The 15,853-nt window shown below is 59.5% G+C and carries 15 protein-coding genes; 6 read left to right on the top strand and 9 right to left on the bottom strand.

Features of this window, described 5'->3' with window-relative positions:
• The first annotated feature begins 35 nt into the window (after positions 1–35).
• Complete coding sequence (locus tag ONR57_RS15950) at positions 36–1,205, top strand: N-acetylmuramoyl-L-alanine amidase (protein ID WP_265124502.1); 1,170 nt, start codon at positions 36–38, stop codon at positions 1,203–1,205.
• A 15-nt stretch (positions 1,206–1,220) separates the two neighbouring features.
• On the opposite strand, the gene ONR57_RS15945 is transcribed toward ONR57_RS15950, so the two are convergent.
• The 9 genes from ONR57_RS15945 to rpmH form a co-directional block, all read right to left on the bottom strand.
• Positions 1,221–1,922 carry a GNAT family N-acetyltransferase gene (locus tag ONR57_RS15945; protein ID WP_265124501.1) on the bottom strand — a complete coding sequence of 234 codons (702 nt, stop codon included), beginning with the start codon at positions 1,920–1,922 and terminating at the stop codon, positions 1,221–1,223.
• 283 nt (positions 1,923–2,205) lie between these two features.
• Positions 2,206–3,228 (bottom strand): ParB/RepB/Spo0J family partition protein, encoded by a 1,023-nt coding sequence (locus ONR57_RS15940; RefSeq protein WP_265124500.1) that lies wholly within the window; start codon positions 3,226–3,228, stop codon positions 2,206–2,208.
• Positions 3,225–4,226, bottom strand: coding sequence for a ParA family protein (locus ONR57_RS15935; protein ID WP_265124499.1), 1,002 nt, complete (start codon positions 4,224–4,226; stop codon positions 3,225–3,227). The genes ONR57_RS15940 and ONR57_RS15935 overlap by 4 nt, the downstream gene beginning before the upstream one ends.
• Positions 4,227–4,231: 5 nt before the next feature.
• Positions 4,232–4,915 (bottom strand): 16S rRNA (guanine(527)-N(7))-methyltransferase RsmG, encoded by a 684-nt coding sequence (gene rsmG, locus ONR57_RS15930; RefSeq protein WP_265124498.1) that lies wholly within the window; start codon positions 4,913–4,915, stop codon positions 4,232–4,234.
• A 294-nt stretch (positions 4,916–5,209) separates the two neighbouring features.
• Positions 5,210–5,719, bottom strand: a complete 510-nt coding sequence (locus ONR57_RS15925) for a protein jag (protein ID WP_265124497.1) — start codon at positions 5,717–5,719, stop codon at positions 5,210–5,212.
• A 94-nt stretch (positions 5,720–5,813) separates the two neighbouring features.
• The gene (gene yidC, locus ONR57_RS15920) at positions 5,814–6,923 is read right to left on the bottom strand and encodes a membrane protein insertase YidC (protein WP_265124496.1); all 1,110 of its coding nucleotides are present in this window, start codon (positions 6,921–6,923) and stop codon (positions 5,814–5,816) included.
• Positions 6,924–6,927: 4 nt separating this feature from the next.
• Entirely contained in the window at positions 6,928–7,221 is a 294-nt protein-coding gene (yidD, locus tag ONR57_RS15915; RefSeq protein WP_265124580.1) for a membrane protein insertion efficiency factor YidD, read from the bottom strand.
• Positions 7,222–7,268: 47 nt separating this feature from the next.
• A complete protein-coding gene (rnpA, locus tag ONR57_RS15910; protein WP_265124495.1) occupies positions 7,269–7,634 on the bottom strand; it encodes a ribonuclease P protein component in 366 nt (121 codons plus the stop codon).
• Positions 7,635–7,652: 18 nt separating this feature from the next.
• On the bottom strand, positions 7,653–7,796 hold the full coding sequence (rpmH, locus tag ONR57_RS15905) for a 50S ribosomal protein L34 (RefSeq protein ID WP_265124494.1): 144 nt from the start codon (positions 7,794–7,796) through the stop codon (positions 7,653–7,655).
• A gap of 538 nt (positions 7,797–8,334) precedes the next feature.
• On the opposite strand from rpmH, the gene dnaA reads away from it, so the two are divergent.
• The 5 genes from dnaA to gyrB all read left to right on the top strand — a co-directional run bounded on the left by dnaA (position 8,335) and on the right by gyrB (position 15,773).
• On the top strand, positions 8,335–9,912 hold the full coding sequence (gene dnaA / locus ONR57_RS15900; RefSeq protein WP_265124493.1) for a chromosomal replication initiator protein DnaA: 1,578 nt from the start codon (positions 8,335–8,337) through the stop codon (positions 9,910–9,912).
• Positions 9,913–10,639: 727 nt separating this feature from the next.
• Positions 10,640–11,824, top strand: a complete 1,185-nt coding sequence (gene dnaN / locus ONR57_RS15895; RefSeq protein WP_265124492.1) for a DNA polymerase III subunit beta — start codon at positions 10,640–10,642, stop codon at positions 11,822–11,824.
• Positions 11,825–11,831: 7 nt separating this feature from the next.
• Complete coding sequence (gene recF / locus ONR57_RS15890) at positions 11,832–13,025, top strand: DNA replication/repair protein RecF (protein ID WP_265124491.1); 1,194 nt, start codon at positions 11,832–11,834, stop codon at positions 13,023–13,025.
• The gene (locus tag ONR57_RS15885) at positions 13,012–13,563 is read left to right on the top strand and encodes a DUF721 family protein (protein ID WP_265124490.1); all 552 of its coding nucleotides are present in this window, start codon (positions 13,012–13,014) and stop codon (positions 13,561–13,563) included. The genes recF and ONR57_RS15885 overlap by 14 nt, the downstream gene beginning before the upstream one ends.
• A gap of 170 nt (positions 13,564–13,733) precedes the next feature.
• Entirely contained in the window at positions 13,734–15,773 is a 2,040-nt protein-coding gene (gene gyrB / locus ONR57_RS15880; RefSeq protein WP_265124489.1) for a DNA topoisomerase (ATP-hydrolyzing) subunit B, read from the top strand.
• Positions 15,774–15,853 lie beyond the last annotated feature (80 nt).

Below are 15,853 nucleotides of genomic sequence, written 5' to 3'. Positions count from 1 at the left end.
ACGCCAGACCCGATCACGAGAGTGAGGCCCGCAGGATGCCATTTCTACAGCTCGGAGACTCTGGCTTAGATGTCGCCGAGGTGCGGGCGAAACTGATCAGCCTTGGCTTCCTTCACGACGACGATGATCTTGCGGAAGCCCGTACCGTCTTCGATTCAGCACTCGACACGGCGGTGCGCGGCTTCCAGCAAGAACGTGGACTTTTAGTCGACGGAATCGTCGGAAAGGCCACTCTGCGGGCGCTCCAGGAAGCCGGGTACCGCCTCGGCGCCCGCATCCTCGCCTACCACGTCTCAGCACCCCAATACGGTGATGACGTCGCAGCACTGCAAACGCGGCTTCAGGATCTCGGGTTCTACACGGGGCTGATTGACGGCTATTTCGGTCCCGAACTCCATACGGCGCTGAGCAGCTACCAGCGTGAGTTCGGTCTTGTTGTCGACGGGATCTGCGGCCCCGAAACACTACGCTCGCTAGAAATGCTGGGTGCACGGGTGACAGGCGGCTCACCTCACGCCATCCTGGCCGAAGAGGTAGTGCGGCAGTCCGGCCCTCAGCTACGCAACAAGCGCATCATTCTGGATCCTGCCCTGGGGGGTCGCAACCACGGGCTCACAGTGGCTGGTCCCTACGGCCAGATCACCGAAGCAGAGATCCTTTGGGACCTCGCTAATCGCCTCGAGGGCCGGATGGGCGCAACCGGCATGGAGACCTTCCTCTCCCGGCCGAAGCATAAGGACCCCTCGGTCGCGGACCGTGCCGCCATGGCGAACACTCTCAACGCTGATCTCATGATCTCGCTCCAATGTGGTCACAGCGATTCGCCGCTAGCCAGTGGTGTCGCCACTTTTCATTTCGGTGTACCGGATGGTTCGGAATCGATGATCGGTGCCGTGCTGGCTGGCTACGTGCAGCGCGAAATCGTTGCTCGCACTCAGCTTTTGGACTGCCGCTCACACGGCCGCACGTGGGACCTCTTGCGCATGACGAAGATGCCTACCGTTCAGATCGATGTTGGTTACATCACGAATGGCAGCGACGCTGCCCTATTGGCTGACCCCAAAATGCGCGACGTACTCGCAGAATCGATTGTCGTGGCTGTGAAGCGTCTCTACTTGCTTGGCAAGGATGATCAGCCGACAGGCACGTTCACATTCGCTGAACTTCTCGCGCATGAACTTGCGGTAGAAGGCAAACGCGACTGAAGACGTCGTAGGCCTCTACGGTGCGCCTGGTGGGGGAGGACCCGCCATCGACAGCGTCGAGGTTTCGAGCAATCGCATGAGGGCTGCCTCAACATCTGCCTTCCATCCGTGCGCACTATCGAGTTCGAGGCGGAACCGCGGATACTCGTGGTGCGGCGCAACAACAGTGAAATCCGCATCGAGCAACCTATCCGCTGAAATCATGCACGTCTCAGCGCGACAGTCGCCTGGATGATTGTGTACCTCCCCAGAGGCATGGGTACTACTCGGCTCGTCTCTGATATGTCCGAAGGCCTCAATCGCACGTACCCCGCGGCGGACTAGATCGGTGACCACTCCCCGGATGAGGAGCTCATCAAAGCCTTCCAATGCCGCTATACCGTCCAGGTACAGCGTCGTCAGAAGAACGGCGTCTGGACTGACAGGAGACGTGGGAAAGAGGCGTGCGCGGGGTACCACACCTGGAGGTGCGTAGACTGCACAGCCTGAAACTCGTGCCAGCGGTGCGTCGCCGCGATCGAGGTAAAGCAACTGCCCGCATGATCCCCAATTGAGTAGTACAGAGGAGACCCACGCTTCCTTTTCGAACTCCGCGTCGCAGAACGACTTCGATTCCAGAACAGCATCGGGATCCATCTCCCAGAAGATGCACCTGCGGGTATGGGGCGGCAGCTCCTTCAACGTGTCGAGCGTGAGGGGGACAACCCGTGTGGACACAGCGCTCGCTTTCTTCGATGTCCTCGCCCGACCGTTGGGTGGGTCGCGTTATAGCGGCGGCCCAGCGGGGGAGACTCGCTCTCCCGAACTAAGAATACCTGTCCCGAGGCTGCGGTTTTGCGAGCTTTCGCAGCCAAGAGCTGCATAATGTCGAAAGATCGCAGCTGTTGCACGCACTAAACAGGTCTGTAGACCCGGCAACGTCTAGGGACGAAGTTGTACACCCCTGGTTGGGGGAGGGGAGCCGGAAGTGGCCTCGCTCATGAGCGAGCGGATGATGGCTCTAATCCTCTGCCTGCATCAAGCTGACGATGCGCTGCAGGTCGTCGACCGACCCGAACTCGACCACGATCTTTCCCTTACGCTTCCCGAGGCTAACCGTCACCTTTGTGTCGAAGCTGTCTGACAGCCGATGTGCGAGGTCAGAAAGTTCCGGGGGCTGCTGGACTTTAGGACGCGGCGTTACCGCGTCCGGTGTGCCATTGCGTCTGTTCATGAGGGTCACGGCTTCTTCGGTGGCCCGCACAGACATCCCTTCAGCCACAATCCGCGCAGCGAGTTCCTCTTGGGCCTGGGCGCCGCCGTCGAGCCCTAGCAGCGCTCGCGCATGCCCCGCGGACAGGACACCCGCAGCGACGCGGCGCTGTACCGCAATTGGCAGCCGCAGAAGCCGGATCATATTCGTGACGACTGGCCGGGAGCGGCCCAGCTTCCCCGCAAGCTGATCGTGCGTTACACCGAACTCGTCGAGGAGCTGCTGATACGCCGCGGCCTCTTCAAGTGGATTCAGTTGAACCCGATGGATGTTCTCGAGCAACGCGTCTCGCAGCAGCGCGTCGTCTGCTGTTGCGCGAACAATCGCCGGTACGGTGGCCATCCCGAGTGAAATACTCGCGCGCCAACGGCGTTCGCCCATCACGAGCTGGTATCGACCGTGAAGCTCCCGAACGACGATCGGTTGCATCATGCCGAATTCCCGTACTGAGTGAATCAGCTCCTGCTGGGCCTCGTCGTCAAAGACCTGCCGCGGCTGTCGGGGGTTAGGATCGATCAGCGCCGGATTGATCTCGCGATATGTGGCAGCTGGTTCGCCATCTGCTGTTTCACGTGAAACTAGCCTGCGGTCGTGAGGGACCAATCTAGCGTTATCTGGCGATTGCCCAGTGAGAGCCGGGCGCGGGGACCGGTTGTCGCCGCCGATGATCACGTCTGCTGCGGCGTTACCCAGCTGAGGAGCGTTGGTTGGTCCGGTGGGGATCAACGCTGCGAGCCCACGGCCCAATCCGCCTTTGCGATTCTGGCTCATGCTTCCTCACTCATCCTCGCGGAGGTACTCATGATGGTGCGCGTTGCGAGTTCGCGACCGGCATCCAGATAGCTCATCGCTCCGCGCGATCCCGGGTCATACTCAATCACGGTCATGCCGTAACCGGGCGCTTCTGACACCTTGACACTGCGTGGAATCGCAGTCTTGAGAACGACATCACCGAAATGTTGCTTCACCTCAGTGGCGACTTGTTCCGCAAGTTTGGTGCGAGCGTCATACATGGTGAGGAGTATGGACGATACATGAAGCGCCGGGTTCAGATGCGCGCTAACGAGTTCGATGTTCCTCAGCAGCTGGCCTACACCCTCCAGCGCGTAATATTCGCACTGGATTGGAATGATGACCTCGGTAGCGCCGACCATTGCATTCAGGGTCAGGAGGCCGAGGGATGGCGGGCAGTCTATGAGGATATAGTCGAAAGCGAGGTCGGCAGCGTTAGCCTCATTTAGGGCCTCCTTTAAGCGCGATTCACGCCGTTCGATTGAGACGAGTTCAATTTCTGCGCCTGCGAGATCGATGGTGGCGGGCACACAAAAGAGGTTGGCGTTCAGAGGACAGGTCTGCATGGCGTCGCCAACAGAGATTTCCCCAATCAGCACCTCATAACTCGATGGCACTCCAGCGCGGTGGTCGACTCCCAACGCTGTACTCGCGTTGCCCTGCGGGTCAAGATCGATTACCAGCACCTTGAGACCGTGAACTGACAGTGCAGCCGCCAGATTTACGGTCGTGGTCGTTTTTCCTACGCCACCTTTCTGGTTAGCGACTGTCAGAATGCGCTGTGCGGCAGGGCGGGGGAGGTCGCCGGATGCGCCGTGGAGGACCCTGGTAGCTCGTTGCGCCGCGGCCGCAATTGGGCTGTCAGCAAGGATGTCGTCGATGGCGCTAGTCGACGTCGCACTTGTGAAGGTTGTATCCGCGAGGTTCAAACCGCCCCCGGTTTCACGTGAAACACTGCCAACGTGGTCAGTGGACATACTGACTACTTTCCCTTCCGACGTGATGGACGCTTACGGTGTCCGGACTTCTTGACGCGAACCACTGTTGTGGGAACTTCGAGGACATGTTCTCCGCAGCGCACGACATCGACGTCATCCGCACCAAGTGCTTTCAGACCGCGCATGTCACGAGCCACCTCGTCACCGGCGCTCTCACCCTTGATCGCGAGAGCGGTGCCCTCATCATGGAGTAGCGGCAACGACCATTTCATAAGCTGGAGGAGGGGTGCTACTGCTCGGGACGTCACCACGTCGGCGCCGCCAACCTCGGTGACAACCTCCTTCTGTTCCGCCCGGCCGCGAACCACGACGATGTCTAACTCAGTTTCTTCCAAGAAATCCAGCAAAAACTGGGTTCGGCGTAGCATCGGCTCGACAAGGTTGACCTTCAGGTCTGGACGCGCAATCGCGAGCGGGATGCCAGGCAGGCCGCCACCGCTACCGATGTCTATGGTCACGCTGTCTTCAGGTATCAACTCACCGATCGCCGCACTATTCAACAGGTGGCGGTCCCACAACCGATCAACCTCACGTGGGCCGATTACTCCGCGTACGACACCTTCTGTTGCGAGAAAATCATGGTATTTGACAGCAAGAGCTGTTCGTTCGCCGAAGATCGTGGCCACAGCAGCCTGGAGCTGTTCGGGGATTGGTTTCACGTGAAACATCCAGTGTCGGGTTAATGGGACGGGAACTACAACTGTGTAGTTCGAACCCAGTGTATGTGACGAGCAAGTGCCGTGCGAGACGCACCGCGCAAAGCCGCCACAGCCTGGCACCGGCCTTCGACGTCCGGATCACCTTTCGATCAGCAATATAGCCTGCGGGCCACAAGAAGCGGAGCGATCTGCCGTCACGTGACGAATTGTGGCCGGTGTGCGGGAACCGATCTATATCAGACAACGGGGACCGGTCTCATTCGACCGGTCCCCGTTGATTTCACCTAGAGGTGGATGTCAAGTTTAGTCCTTCAGTACAACCACCCGACGATTCGGTTCCTCGCCCTCGCTCTCGCTCTTGACCCCTTCCACCTGAGCGACCGCATCATGAACGATCTTCCGCTCAAATGGCGTCATCGGTTTGAGCGCTTCCTTAACTCCAGTGTTCTGAACCCTGCGAGCGACGGTCGCGCCTAGCGAGGCCAAATCACTGCGTCGGCGCGCGCGCCAGCCAGCCACGTCCAGCATTAACCGACTACGCCCGCCTGTGGACTGCTGTACTGCAAGTCGTGTGAGTTCCTGGAGCGCATCGAGCACTTCGCCATGACGACCGACGAGTTTGTTCAGATCCTCGCCGCCATCAATCGCGACAACAGCCCTGTCACCCTCGACGTCTAGGTCGATATCTCCGTCGTAATCAAGAATGTCGAGGAACTGTTCCAGATAGTCTCCGGCGATTTCGCCTTCCTCGACCAGTCGTTCTTCTAGATCGTCGCTGACCCCACCAGCGACCGCTGATTCGGCGTTAGTCACGTCGCCATCTCCTGACTTCTGCGGAGTCCACGCCTCCGCTCCCTACTACGTTGAGAAATTCAGCCCACGCTTAAGCCACGTGAAAGCATCAAAATTAGCGTCGGCGTTTACGCTTCCGCGCCTTAGGATTGCGTGCCCGATTCGGAGTGTTCGGTCGAGCCCCGGCTTGCGGCTTGCGGCGGTCAGCAGTGGGGGAGGAGCTTCCTTCTTCTACAGCAGATGCTCCGTCCTCCGATTCAGAGTCCGCGCCGTCGTTATCGGAGGCCGCCTTACGTCCAGCAGCGCCAGGTTTGGCTCCGGGGCGAGGTGCGTAACTGTCGCGGCGCTCGATAGCTTCTTGACGCTTTTGTTCTTCCTCAGCGTCGATCGCCTTATACACAATCTTCTGCTGCAGCAAGGTCCACGCGTTGTTTGCTACCCAGTAGAGAAGAATCGCAACAGGAAGAAATGGACCACCAACCAGCACACCGATCGGGAATACATAGAGCGCGAGGCGATTCATGATCGCGGTCTGCGGCTGATCTGCGACAGCAGCCGACTGTCGCGACACCGAGTGCTTCGCGTTCAGGTGAGTAGCAATCGACGCGACGATCATCAAAGGAACCGCGACGAATCCGATGGCGACACGGCTCGGCGGGGATGCCGTCAGGGTCGAGGCCTCGAACGCGCTGAATACGTCGTCTCCGTGCGCAATCGCCGCGGAGAGCGGGGCACCGAACAGCCGCGCGTCAAGGAATGACCGCACATCGTCAACGCTAAAGACATAGTTTCCGAGATTCGCATTCAACTCGGGATCGAGGTGGAGCCGGCCCGGGCCGTACCCGCCCGTTCTATTGAATGACATCAGCACGTGATACAGGCCGATGAAGACAGGGACCTGGGCCAGCATCGGAAGACAGCCCAGCAGCGGGTTAAAACCGTGCTCTTTCTGCAGTTTCTGCATCTCGAGCGCCATCCGCTGGCGATCTTTACCGTACTTCTTACGGAGTGCTTTGATCTGCGGTTGCAGCTCCTGCATCTTCCGCGTCGTACGCACCTGCTTCACGAAAGGCTTGTACAACAGAGCACGAATCGTGAAGACGAGGAAGATTACCGACAGTGCCCACGTAATACCGTTGTCCGGACCGAGCCCTGGAATGAAGCCGAAGACTGTGTGCCAGAACCAGAGAATTCCGGATACGGGATAGTAGATGAAATTGAGCACTGGTCTAGGCACTCCTCGTCACTTCGTCACGCGCCGCCGCATCGCGGGCAGTGGCATGACCATCGGTCGTCTCACGTTCCGGCACAGGATCCCATCCACCCGGATGCCAAGGGCCACATTTCCCAAGCCGGAAAACTGCTAACGCGCCGCCTTTGAAGGCGCCATGCTGCAGCACGGCCTCGGCCGCGTATTCACTACATGTCGGTGTGAACCGGCATGAGGGGAGTCGATAAGGGGAAATCCACTTTTGATAGAAGCGCACCAAACGTAGCAAAAGGCGGGCGGGCAGTGCGCGCATGCGGCCCAAAAGTTTTGTTGCTGCAGCCGGTTCGCAATCAGAAGTGGTCACCGGGCACCTGCCAGCGCGTTCACTTTCGTCAACGCGCGCTCGGCTTGCCGGGATATTTCGCGCACCGAGGCTCTCTTCGCGCCCGGGAGTGCGCGTACCACGACATCCACGTCCGGATCCACATCGCGGCAAACACAACTCATCGCGTGCCGCAATACGCGCGACACGCGATGCCTCTCGACTGCGTTTCCGACCGACTTACTCACTATGAGTCCGAATCGTGGCCCCCCGGTGCGCACAAGTTGGTTGTCGCCGACCCGGAAGATGTATAGCACGATATCTCGCTGGCCGACCTTAGTCCCTCGGCGAACTGTTTCTGTGAACTCACGATGCGATCGCAGCCGGTTCGCCGGTGGCAACACCTGAGCTACTCGCGGAAGTTACACCGCTAGTTCAGCGCGACCCTTGCGGCGACGTGACGAGATAATCGCCCGGCCAGCACGCGTGCGCATCCGGAGCCGGAAGCCGTGAACACGCGCGCGACGCCGGTTGTTCGGCTGAAACGTCCGCTTGCCCTTCGCCACGGTCAACACTCCTAAAAATCGTGATTGCATCGCTCGATGCAACAAGTCTTGTAACGTCTGGTGACTGCACGAGACTACTCACCTCGCGAGCGCCGGTCAAACTGAGCATCCGCTCACATACCGAGGCAAGCACAATTGTCGAGCACGGTCGGCGACTCTTGTCCAATCTATCGCGGCTGAGCAGCAAGTATTTGGAAAACGTTGCAAGGGCGCGCTTGATGTTGTTAGCGTCTCGGATCACATGCTCTTTGCGGCCAGTGGTCCAACAGATGACAACTGCCCAACGGGCCCGGAAACTGAACACACGTGGACCTCGACAACCAGGCGCGCGCAGAGCAAGCTGCTGCGTGTAGGGTCGGGGTTCATCTATAGTTCTCCACACCTGTGGATAACTGTGTGGACAGTTGGGCTCCCCAATGTTTGGGGAGCAGTTTCGGTCAGTCGTTCGGACGTTGAAGCCAGTGCAGTCAGGACGGCGGGGGACGGACAACGAACGAACGTACGCGGGCAGTCGACGGAGCAGCGGAGGGGTTACGCGGTGGAGAATGATCCACGTGCTCTCGCGGACATCTGGATGAAGGTGGTTGAGGAGCTCGCCACCGGAGCATCCACAGAAGGTCCCGCACGAATTCTCAGCCGGAAAGATCGAGCACTCCTGCCACTGGTTAAGCCCCTAGACATCTCTAACGGCTTCGCACTCCTCGCCGCACCAACAGCGTTCGCGAAAAAAGCAATCGAAAGCAGCTTGCGCGAGCCGATCACCGATTCACTGAGCCGGCACCTAGGCGAACCAGTTGAACTCGCCGTGCGCATCGCAGCATCATCGGACATAGCTCCGGTGTTGACTGAGCCCGCAGCTGCAACTGACGGAAGCGGTTTCACGGCGCCAGACACAGACTTTGACTTCCGTGAGACTGTTGCTGGCAATGGATTTGCGGAAAGTGCCCAAACAGAACACAACCCAGATGACTCCTCGCTGGGTTTTGGAAACGACACGTTCGATACTGACACCATCGATAGCGCCTCCGCCGGCTGGCCGAATTACTTCAGCCAGACGCCGCGGCCGCCGCGGACAGTGTCAGCGAAATCCAGCCTCAATCCGAAATACACCTTCGACACATTCGTCATCGGTGCGTCCAACAGATTCGCGCATGCGGCGGCTGTTGCAATCGCCGAAGCTCCCGCGCGGGCTTACAACCCACTGTTCATATGGGGTGAGTCAGGGCTGGGAAAGACGCATCTCCTGCACGCGACCGGGCACTATGCTCAGCGGTTGTTTCCCGGCATGCGTGTGAAGTACGTGTCCACCGAAGAGTTCACCAACGACTTCATCAATAGCTTGCGTGACGACCGTCGCGTCGCTTTTAAGCGCCGCTACCGCGAAATTGATCTCCTGCTCATCGATGACATCCAGTTCATCGAGAACAAAGAGGGTATCCAGGAGGAGTTCTTCCACACCTTCAATACTCTCCACAACGCGAACAAACAGATCCTCATCTCTTCAGACCGGCCACCGAAGCAACTTGCGACGCTTGAGGAGCGGCTTCGCACACGCTTCGAGTGGGGCCTCATCACTGATGTTCAACCACCTGAACTTGAGACGCGAATTGCTATTCTCAGCAAAAAAGCCCAGATGGACCGCCTCGATGTACCCGACGATGTGCTCGCGTTCATCGCTAGCCGGGTTGAACGCAACATCCGGGAGCTCGAAGGTGCGCTGATCCGCGTGACCGCATTCGCATCGCTTAATCGGCAGGCAATCGATCTGCATCTCGCTGAGGTCGTACTGCGCGATCTTGCACCAGATTCGCGGACGCTTGAAATCACCGCGGCCACGATCATGTCTACAGTCGCCGAATATCTCAGTATCAGCGTGGATGAACTCTGCGGACCCGGCCGAACTCGTTCGGTCGCCCAGGCCCGGCAAATCGCCATGTATCTGTGTCGCGAACTGACTGATCTGTCGCTGCCCAAAATCGGCCAGGCCTTCGGGCGCGACCACACAACCGTAATGCACGCCGACCGCAAGGTCCGGGCGGATATGGCCAACAGCCGGCGCGTGTACGAACAGGTTCAAGAACTCACCGCTCGCATCAGGCAGCGGTCGAAGATTTGATCTGCATTTTATCGCTACGCCCCGGGCGCTTTTGAAGCCCTTTTGTGCAGCTCACAGTGACGGCAAGCCGGCACCGCGTGCCCTTGTGGATTAATTCGGCATCCCTGGTCACCTCCAAGCCACACAGAACCTCACTTCGTCGCAATACTGACGGCGTATTTGCGGCCCACCCGTTCGGGATATGTCGTTGAGCACGACACACCTGGGCGACACGCCGGCGTAAAGTAGTACTCTCGTACCAGAATGTTGCCTGATACTGTCCGCATATGGCTGTGGATAGCCGTGTGGATAACTCAAAACTCTTGTGTGTAAGCCGGCCTTTTGTCCCCAAGCTCCCCAGCAATCCACAGCCGCGCTCGAGTTGTGCACCAGTCATCAACGTGTTAGTCCCCAGCAAGCGATGCGGCGCTAGCTGGGCGCTTGCGTGAGTATCCACAGAATCCACACCACCTACTACTACTGCTTTGATCTCTTAAGAGAGAAAAGATAAAAAGCAGGGTCTGTGGAAGAGTCCGTTGTGCATGCCTCGACGGCGCTACAGACCACTCCGATGAGCATCGGTACACCCACCGGACAGCGACGAGGTAACCCGTTACAGTGGGGATCCGATGCTCTACTGTTGTGGGGCATCGCCTGCGCCGGCCGGCTTTCGCTGGCTGCCTGGCAGTTGCGAGTGCACCACAATTGCGGTGGCCCTTCTTGAGCGGTGAGAGGACACGTCGAGCCCATGGAGCTTGCGAACCTGAAGTTTCGCGTCGCCCGCGACGATTTCGCTGATGCAGTCAGCTGGGTTGCCCGAAACCTTCCGAGCCGGCCCGCGGTGCCTGTCCTGGGTGGTGTGCTGCTCGATGCGTCAGAGTCCGGTTTGACGATATCCGGATTCGATTACGAAACTTCCGCTCAGATCACCATTCCGGCTGAAATCGCAGGTGCGGGCCGGGCCCTGGTGTCGGGCCGGCTCCTCGCCGACATCACTAAAGCGCTACCCGCCCGGCCTGTCGATGTTGATGCCGACGGCGCGCGTGTTCACATTGTTTGTGGGAATGCCAAGTTCAGCTTGCCCACGATGCCAGTTGAAGACTATCCGCAGCTTCCTGTGGTGCCGGAGCTGACGGGTTCACTTACCGCAGATGTTTTCACCGAGTCCATCAGCCAGGTTGCAGTCGCTGCCGGCCGGGATGACACGTTGCCAATGCTCACGGGTATTCGTGTCGAAATCTCAGGTGACACGGTGGTTCTTGCGGCGACAGACCGGTTCCGGCTGGCGGTCCGAACTATCACATGGCAGCCCGAACAAGCGAGCACTGAAACGGCAGTCCTCGTGCCGGCAAAGACACTTTCGGAGGCCGGAAAAACGCTCGGAAGCGGGAATTCGCAGGTGCAACTTGCACTAGGCGCCGGCTCTACGCTTGCCGCAGAGGGATTGATCGGAGTGCTGGGCTCCGGCCGTCAAACAACGTCTCGGCTGCTTGACGCAGAGTTTCCGAAATTCCGCCAGTTGCTGCCGGCATCACACACCGCTCTTGCGGTGGTTGAGATCGCACCGCTGGTCGACGCCATCAAGCGTGTGGCTCTGCTCGCTGAACGCGGCGCCCAGGTCCGGCTGGACTTTTCTGAAGACGGCGTCCAGCTTTCTGCGGGCGGTGATGACGCGGGTAAGGCTGAGGAATCCTTGCCGGTCGAGTTCATCGGAACACCGCTCGTCATTGCCTTTAATCCGGCTTACCTGCTCGATGGGCTGAACGCGCTCCACACAGAAAAGGCAGTTCTGGGATTTACACTCCCAAGTCGACCGGCCGTTCTGAAGCCGGCGCCGGCTGATTTCGAGCCACCGGCCGAGGCTGATGGTGCGTACCCAGCTGTAGAGAGCGACTACACGTACTTGCTGATGCCAGTCCGTTTGCCGGGGTGACAGCCTCTTGTTCGTTCGCCATCTCGCGCTGCGCAGCTTTCGGTCGTGGTATGACGTCACCCTTGACCTGACGCCGGGATGCACGGTATTCCTCGGCCCGAACGGTCACGGTAAGACGAACCTGCTCGAAGCTATCCACTATTTGTCAGCGCTTGGTTCGCACCGGGTCGCCACCGATCAGCCCCTGATTCAGGAGGGATGTGACGCGGCCCGGATAACGGGCATCGCCGTGAATGCGGGCCGTGAGTTGCGTGTCGACGTCGAACTGCACGCCGGGCGGGCGAACAAGGCAAAGGTTAATCAGGCGCCGGTGCGCCGGCCCCGGGAGATCCTGGGCATCGTGCAATCGGTACTGTTCGCGCCGGAGGACTTGAGTCTGGTAAAGGGCGATCCCGGGGAGCGCCGGCGATTCATCGATGAGCTTCTCGTGACCCGCCGGCCGCAGCTCGCCGCCGTGCGCGCTGACTATGACCGGATCCTCCGACAACGCTCAGCGTTGCTGAAAAGCCTGGGCGCCAGCCGCGGTCGCAAGTTAGATTCCAGTGCCCTCACCACGCTTGAGGTGTGGGACGGCCACCTCGCTGAAACAGGATCAGAACTCCTGGAGGCCAGGCTGGCATTGATCCACGAACTTCAGCCCTTCGTCACCGATTCGTATGCGGGTATCGCGCCCGGATCTCGGCCAGCGATAATCGAGTATCGATGCAGCCTCGGTGACGAAGCTCTTGGTCAGGTGGCCGGTGATCGGGCTGGGTTGGCAGATAAGATTGTCGCGGTGTTGCGCGCGAATCGCGACCGTGAGCTCGACCGCGGCGTGTGCTTGGTAGGCCCGCACCGAGATGATCTCGAATTGCGGTTGGGGGAGCAGCCGGCCAAGGGGTATGCGAGCCACGGTGAAAGTTGGTCATTTGCCCTTGCACTCCGATTGGGCTCGTTCGGCCTCCTGCGCGCGGATGGTACTGATCCAGTGCTTCTTCTCGATGACGTTTTCGCGGAACTCGACACCAAACGACGTGAGGCGCTGGCGCGCCATGCTGCCGGAGCGGAGCAAGTGCTGATCACGGCAGCGGTCGAAGATGATGTCCCGGCCGTGCTCGCGGCCAGTGTCCGTGGTGTCCGTGCTGAAATGTCAGACCCTGGCGATAACGTCGTGCGTCGGGTATCACGACTCTCAGATTGGAGCCGTAGTGAGCGAGTCTGAGTCGCAGCCGGAGGCGGGTCAGCTGCGCGGGATTGACCTGGTCAAGAAGGTCCTCGAGGATGCGAGGGCACGTTCAGGAAGTACCCGCGCGGTTGCCCAGTTCGGTGGATCGAGCCGTGCCCAGGCTCCTGTCCCGCGGCGACGTTCGGCTCGCCGCAGCTGGTCAGGACCACGACCTGATGAACGAGATCCGCAACTTTTCGGCCAGTTGGCTGGTTCGATCGCGAAGCGCCGGGGCTGGACTGAGCGGGTTTCCTCCGGAACTGTACTCGGGCGCTGGGAGGCTGTCGTTGGCTCAGACATCGCGAGTCACGCCACTCCGCGTGCCCTCGAACACGGTGTTCTCACCGTCCAGGCGGAGTCCACAGCATGGGCGACGCAATTGCGCTATATGCAAGGGCAAATTCTGGCCCGGATTGCCGCAGCAGTGGGCGACGGAGTTGTCACGAAGCTGAAGATCCTCGCTCCGGCTGCGCCTAGCTGGCGTAAGGGGGAATTGCATATCCGTGGCCGCGGGCCGCGCGATACCTACGGCTAGAACCGTGTCAACTCGGCTGAATCATAAGTTAGTGCTGTTGGCAGCACGCCGCTTCAGCACAGGAACAGGGCTTTTCCGCTCTGACCGACTAAGATAGTTAATTGATCATCCGCCACTCCCGGCCCGCTTGCGGGGCGGTACTGATTCTGTAGAAGGAGAGCTACCAACCCGTGGCTGCTCAGAAGTCCGGAAAGAGAAGTGGCGCCCAGACAGATTATGGTGCGTCGTCCATTACCGTCCTCGAGGGCCTCGAGGCGGTACGCAAGCGCCCCGGTATGTATATCGGGTCGACTGGTGAGCGCGGGCTGCACCATCTGATATGGGAGGTCGTAGACAACTCCGTCGATGAGGCGATGGCCGGTCACGCGACGGAAGTCCACGTTCGGCTCCTAGAAGACGGTGGCGTGGAAGTGCGCGACGACGGTCGCGGTATTCCCGTCGAGATGCACGCCATGGGCCGGCCCACGGTGGAGGTTGTCCTTACTCAGCTGCATGCCGGTGGAAAGTTCGATTCCGACGCGTACGCTGTTTCCGGCGGTCTGCATGGCGTCGGCATTTCTGTCGTCAACGCTCTGTCCACACGCCTCGAAGTCGAGATCGACCGCGATGGCAACCACTGGACACAGGACTACAACTATTCGGTACCTAGTCCGCTGGACAACGCTGGAGCGTCCACTCGCACGGGCACGGTCGTCCGCTTTTGGGCGGATCCGGACATCTTTGAAACGACGGAGTACAACTTCGAAACGGTGTCGCGCCGGCTTCAGGAAATGGCCTTCCTGAATAAGGGCCTGACAATCGTTCTTGTCGACGAACGTGTTAGTGCTTCTGAAGTGACGGACGAAGTCGTGAGTGAGACGGCTGAACCCGTGAAGCACCATGAGGAGGGCGAACCGCCGCCGCAGCCTGAGCACAAAGTCAAGAAGCGGGTGTACCACTATCCCGGTGGGCTGCAGGACTTTGTCAAGCACCTGAATCGTACGAAGCAGCCAATCCACGGCACCGTAATCGGCTTCAGTGCCTCCGGGTCTGGACACGAGCTTGAAGTAGCCATGCAGTGGAACAACGGCTATTCGGAATCGGTGCACACCTTCGCGAACACGATCAACACGCATGAAGGCGGCACCCACGAAGAAGGGTTCCGGGCGGCACTCACCACGGTGGTGAACAAGTATGCGCGTGACAAGAAGCTGTTGAAAGAGAAGGAAAACAACCTGACCGGCGACGATATCCGGGAAGGTCTCGCAGCAATCGTCAGCGTGAAGGTCGGGGAACCACAGTTCGAGGGTCAAACAAAGACCAAACTCGGCAACACCGAGGTTCGATCGTTCGTTCAGAAGACCTGCAACGAGCACCTTGCGCACTGGCTTGAGGCGAATCCGACTGAGGCGAAGATCATCGTGTCGAAGGCGGTTTCCTCCGCACAGGCGCGGATGGCTGCCCGGAAAGCGCGCGAGCTGGTACGACGGAAGAGCGCAACTGATCTTGGCGGGTTGCCAGGAAAGCTTGCTGATTGCCGTTCTAAGGATCCCGGTAAGTCGGAAATCTACATCGTGGAAGGTGACTCCGCCGGCGGCTCTGCGAAGTCGGGCCGTGACTCGATGTACCAGGCAATCTTGCCGATCCGGGGCAAGATCATCAACGTCGAGAAGTCGCGCATCGACAAGGTGTTGAAGAACAACGAAGTGCAAGCGATCATCACTGCGTTCGGCACAGGCATCCACGATGAGTTCGACATCGCGAAGCTGCGGTACCACAAGATTGTGCTGATGGCCGATGCAGATGTCGATGGGCAGCACATCTCCACGTTGCTGTTGACCTTGCTATTCAGGTTTATGCGGCCGCTCGTTGAGCAGGGCCACGTTTATCTCGCGCAACCACCGCTGTACAAGCTGAAATGGCAGCGTAGCGAGCCTGAGTTCGCCTATTCGGACCGGGAACGGGATGGTTTGCTGAAAGCCGGCCTCGAAGCGGGCAAGAAGATCAACAAGGACGACGGCATCCAGCGCTACAAGGGTCTGGGTGAGATGAATCCAAAGGAACTGTGGGAGACCACAATGGACCCGACAGTCCGGGTGTTGCGGCAGGTCACCCTTGATGACGCTGCTGCTGCGGACGAACTGTTCTCGATCCTGATGGGTGAGGATGTCGCGGCGCGCCGCAGCTTTATCACCCGAAATGCGAAGGATGTCCGCTTCTTGGACGTTTAGCTGTAGCTGGTCGGCTCGGGGCGCCTCCGCCGCCAATCTGACCAGCGCCGATACGCTAACGTCAGCACCTGTGAGCTGGC

Origin of the sequence: Hoyosella sp. YIM 151337 (assembly GCF_026041215.1) — a bacterium.
Classification (GTDB): domain Bacteria; phylum Actinomycetota; class Actinomycetes; order Mycobacteriales; family Mycobacteriaceae; genus Hoyosella.
This window is presented reverse-complemented; position numbering and strand designations above follow the sequence as displayed.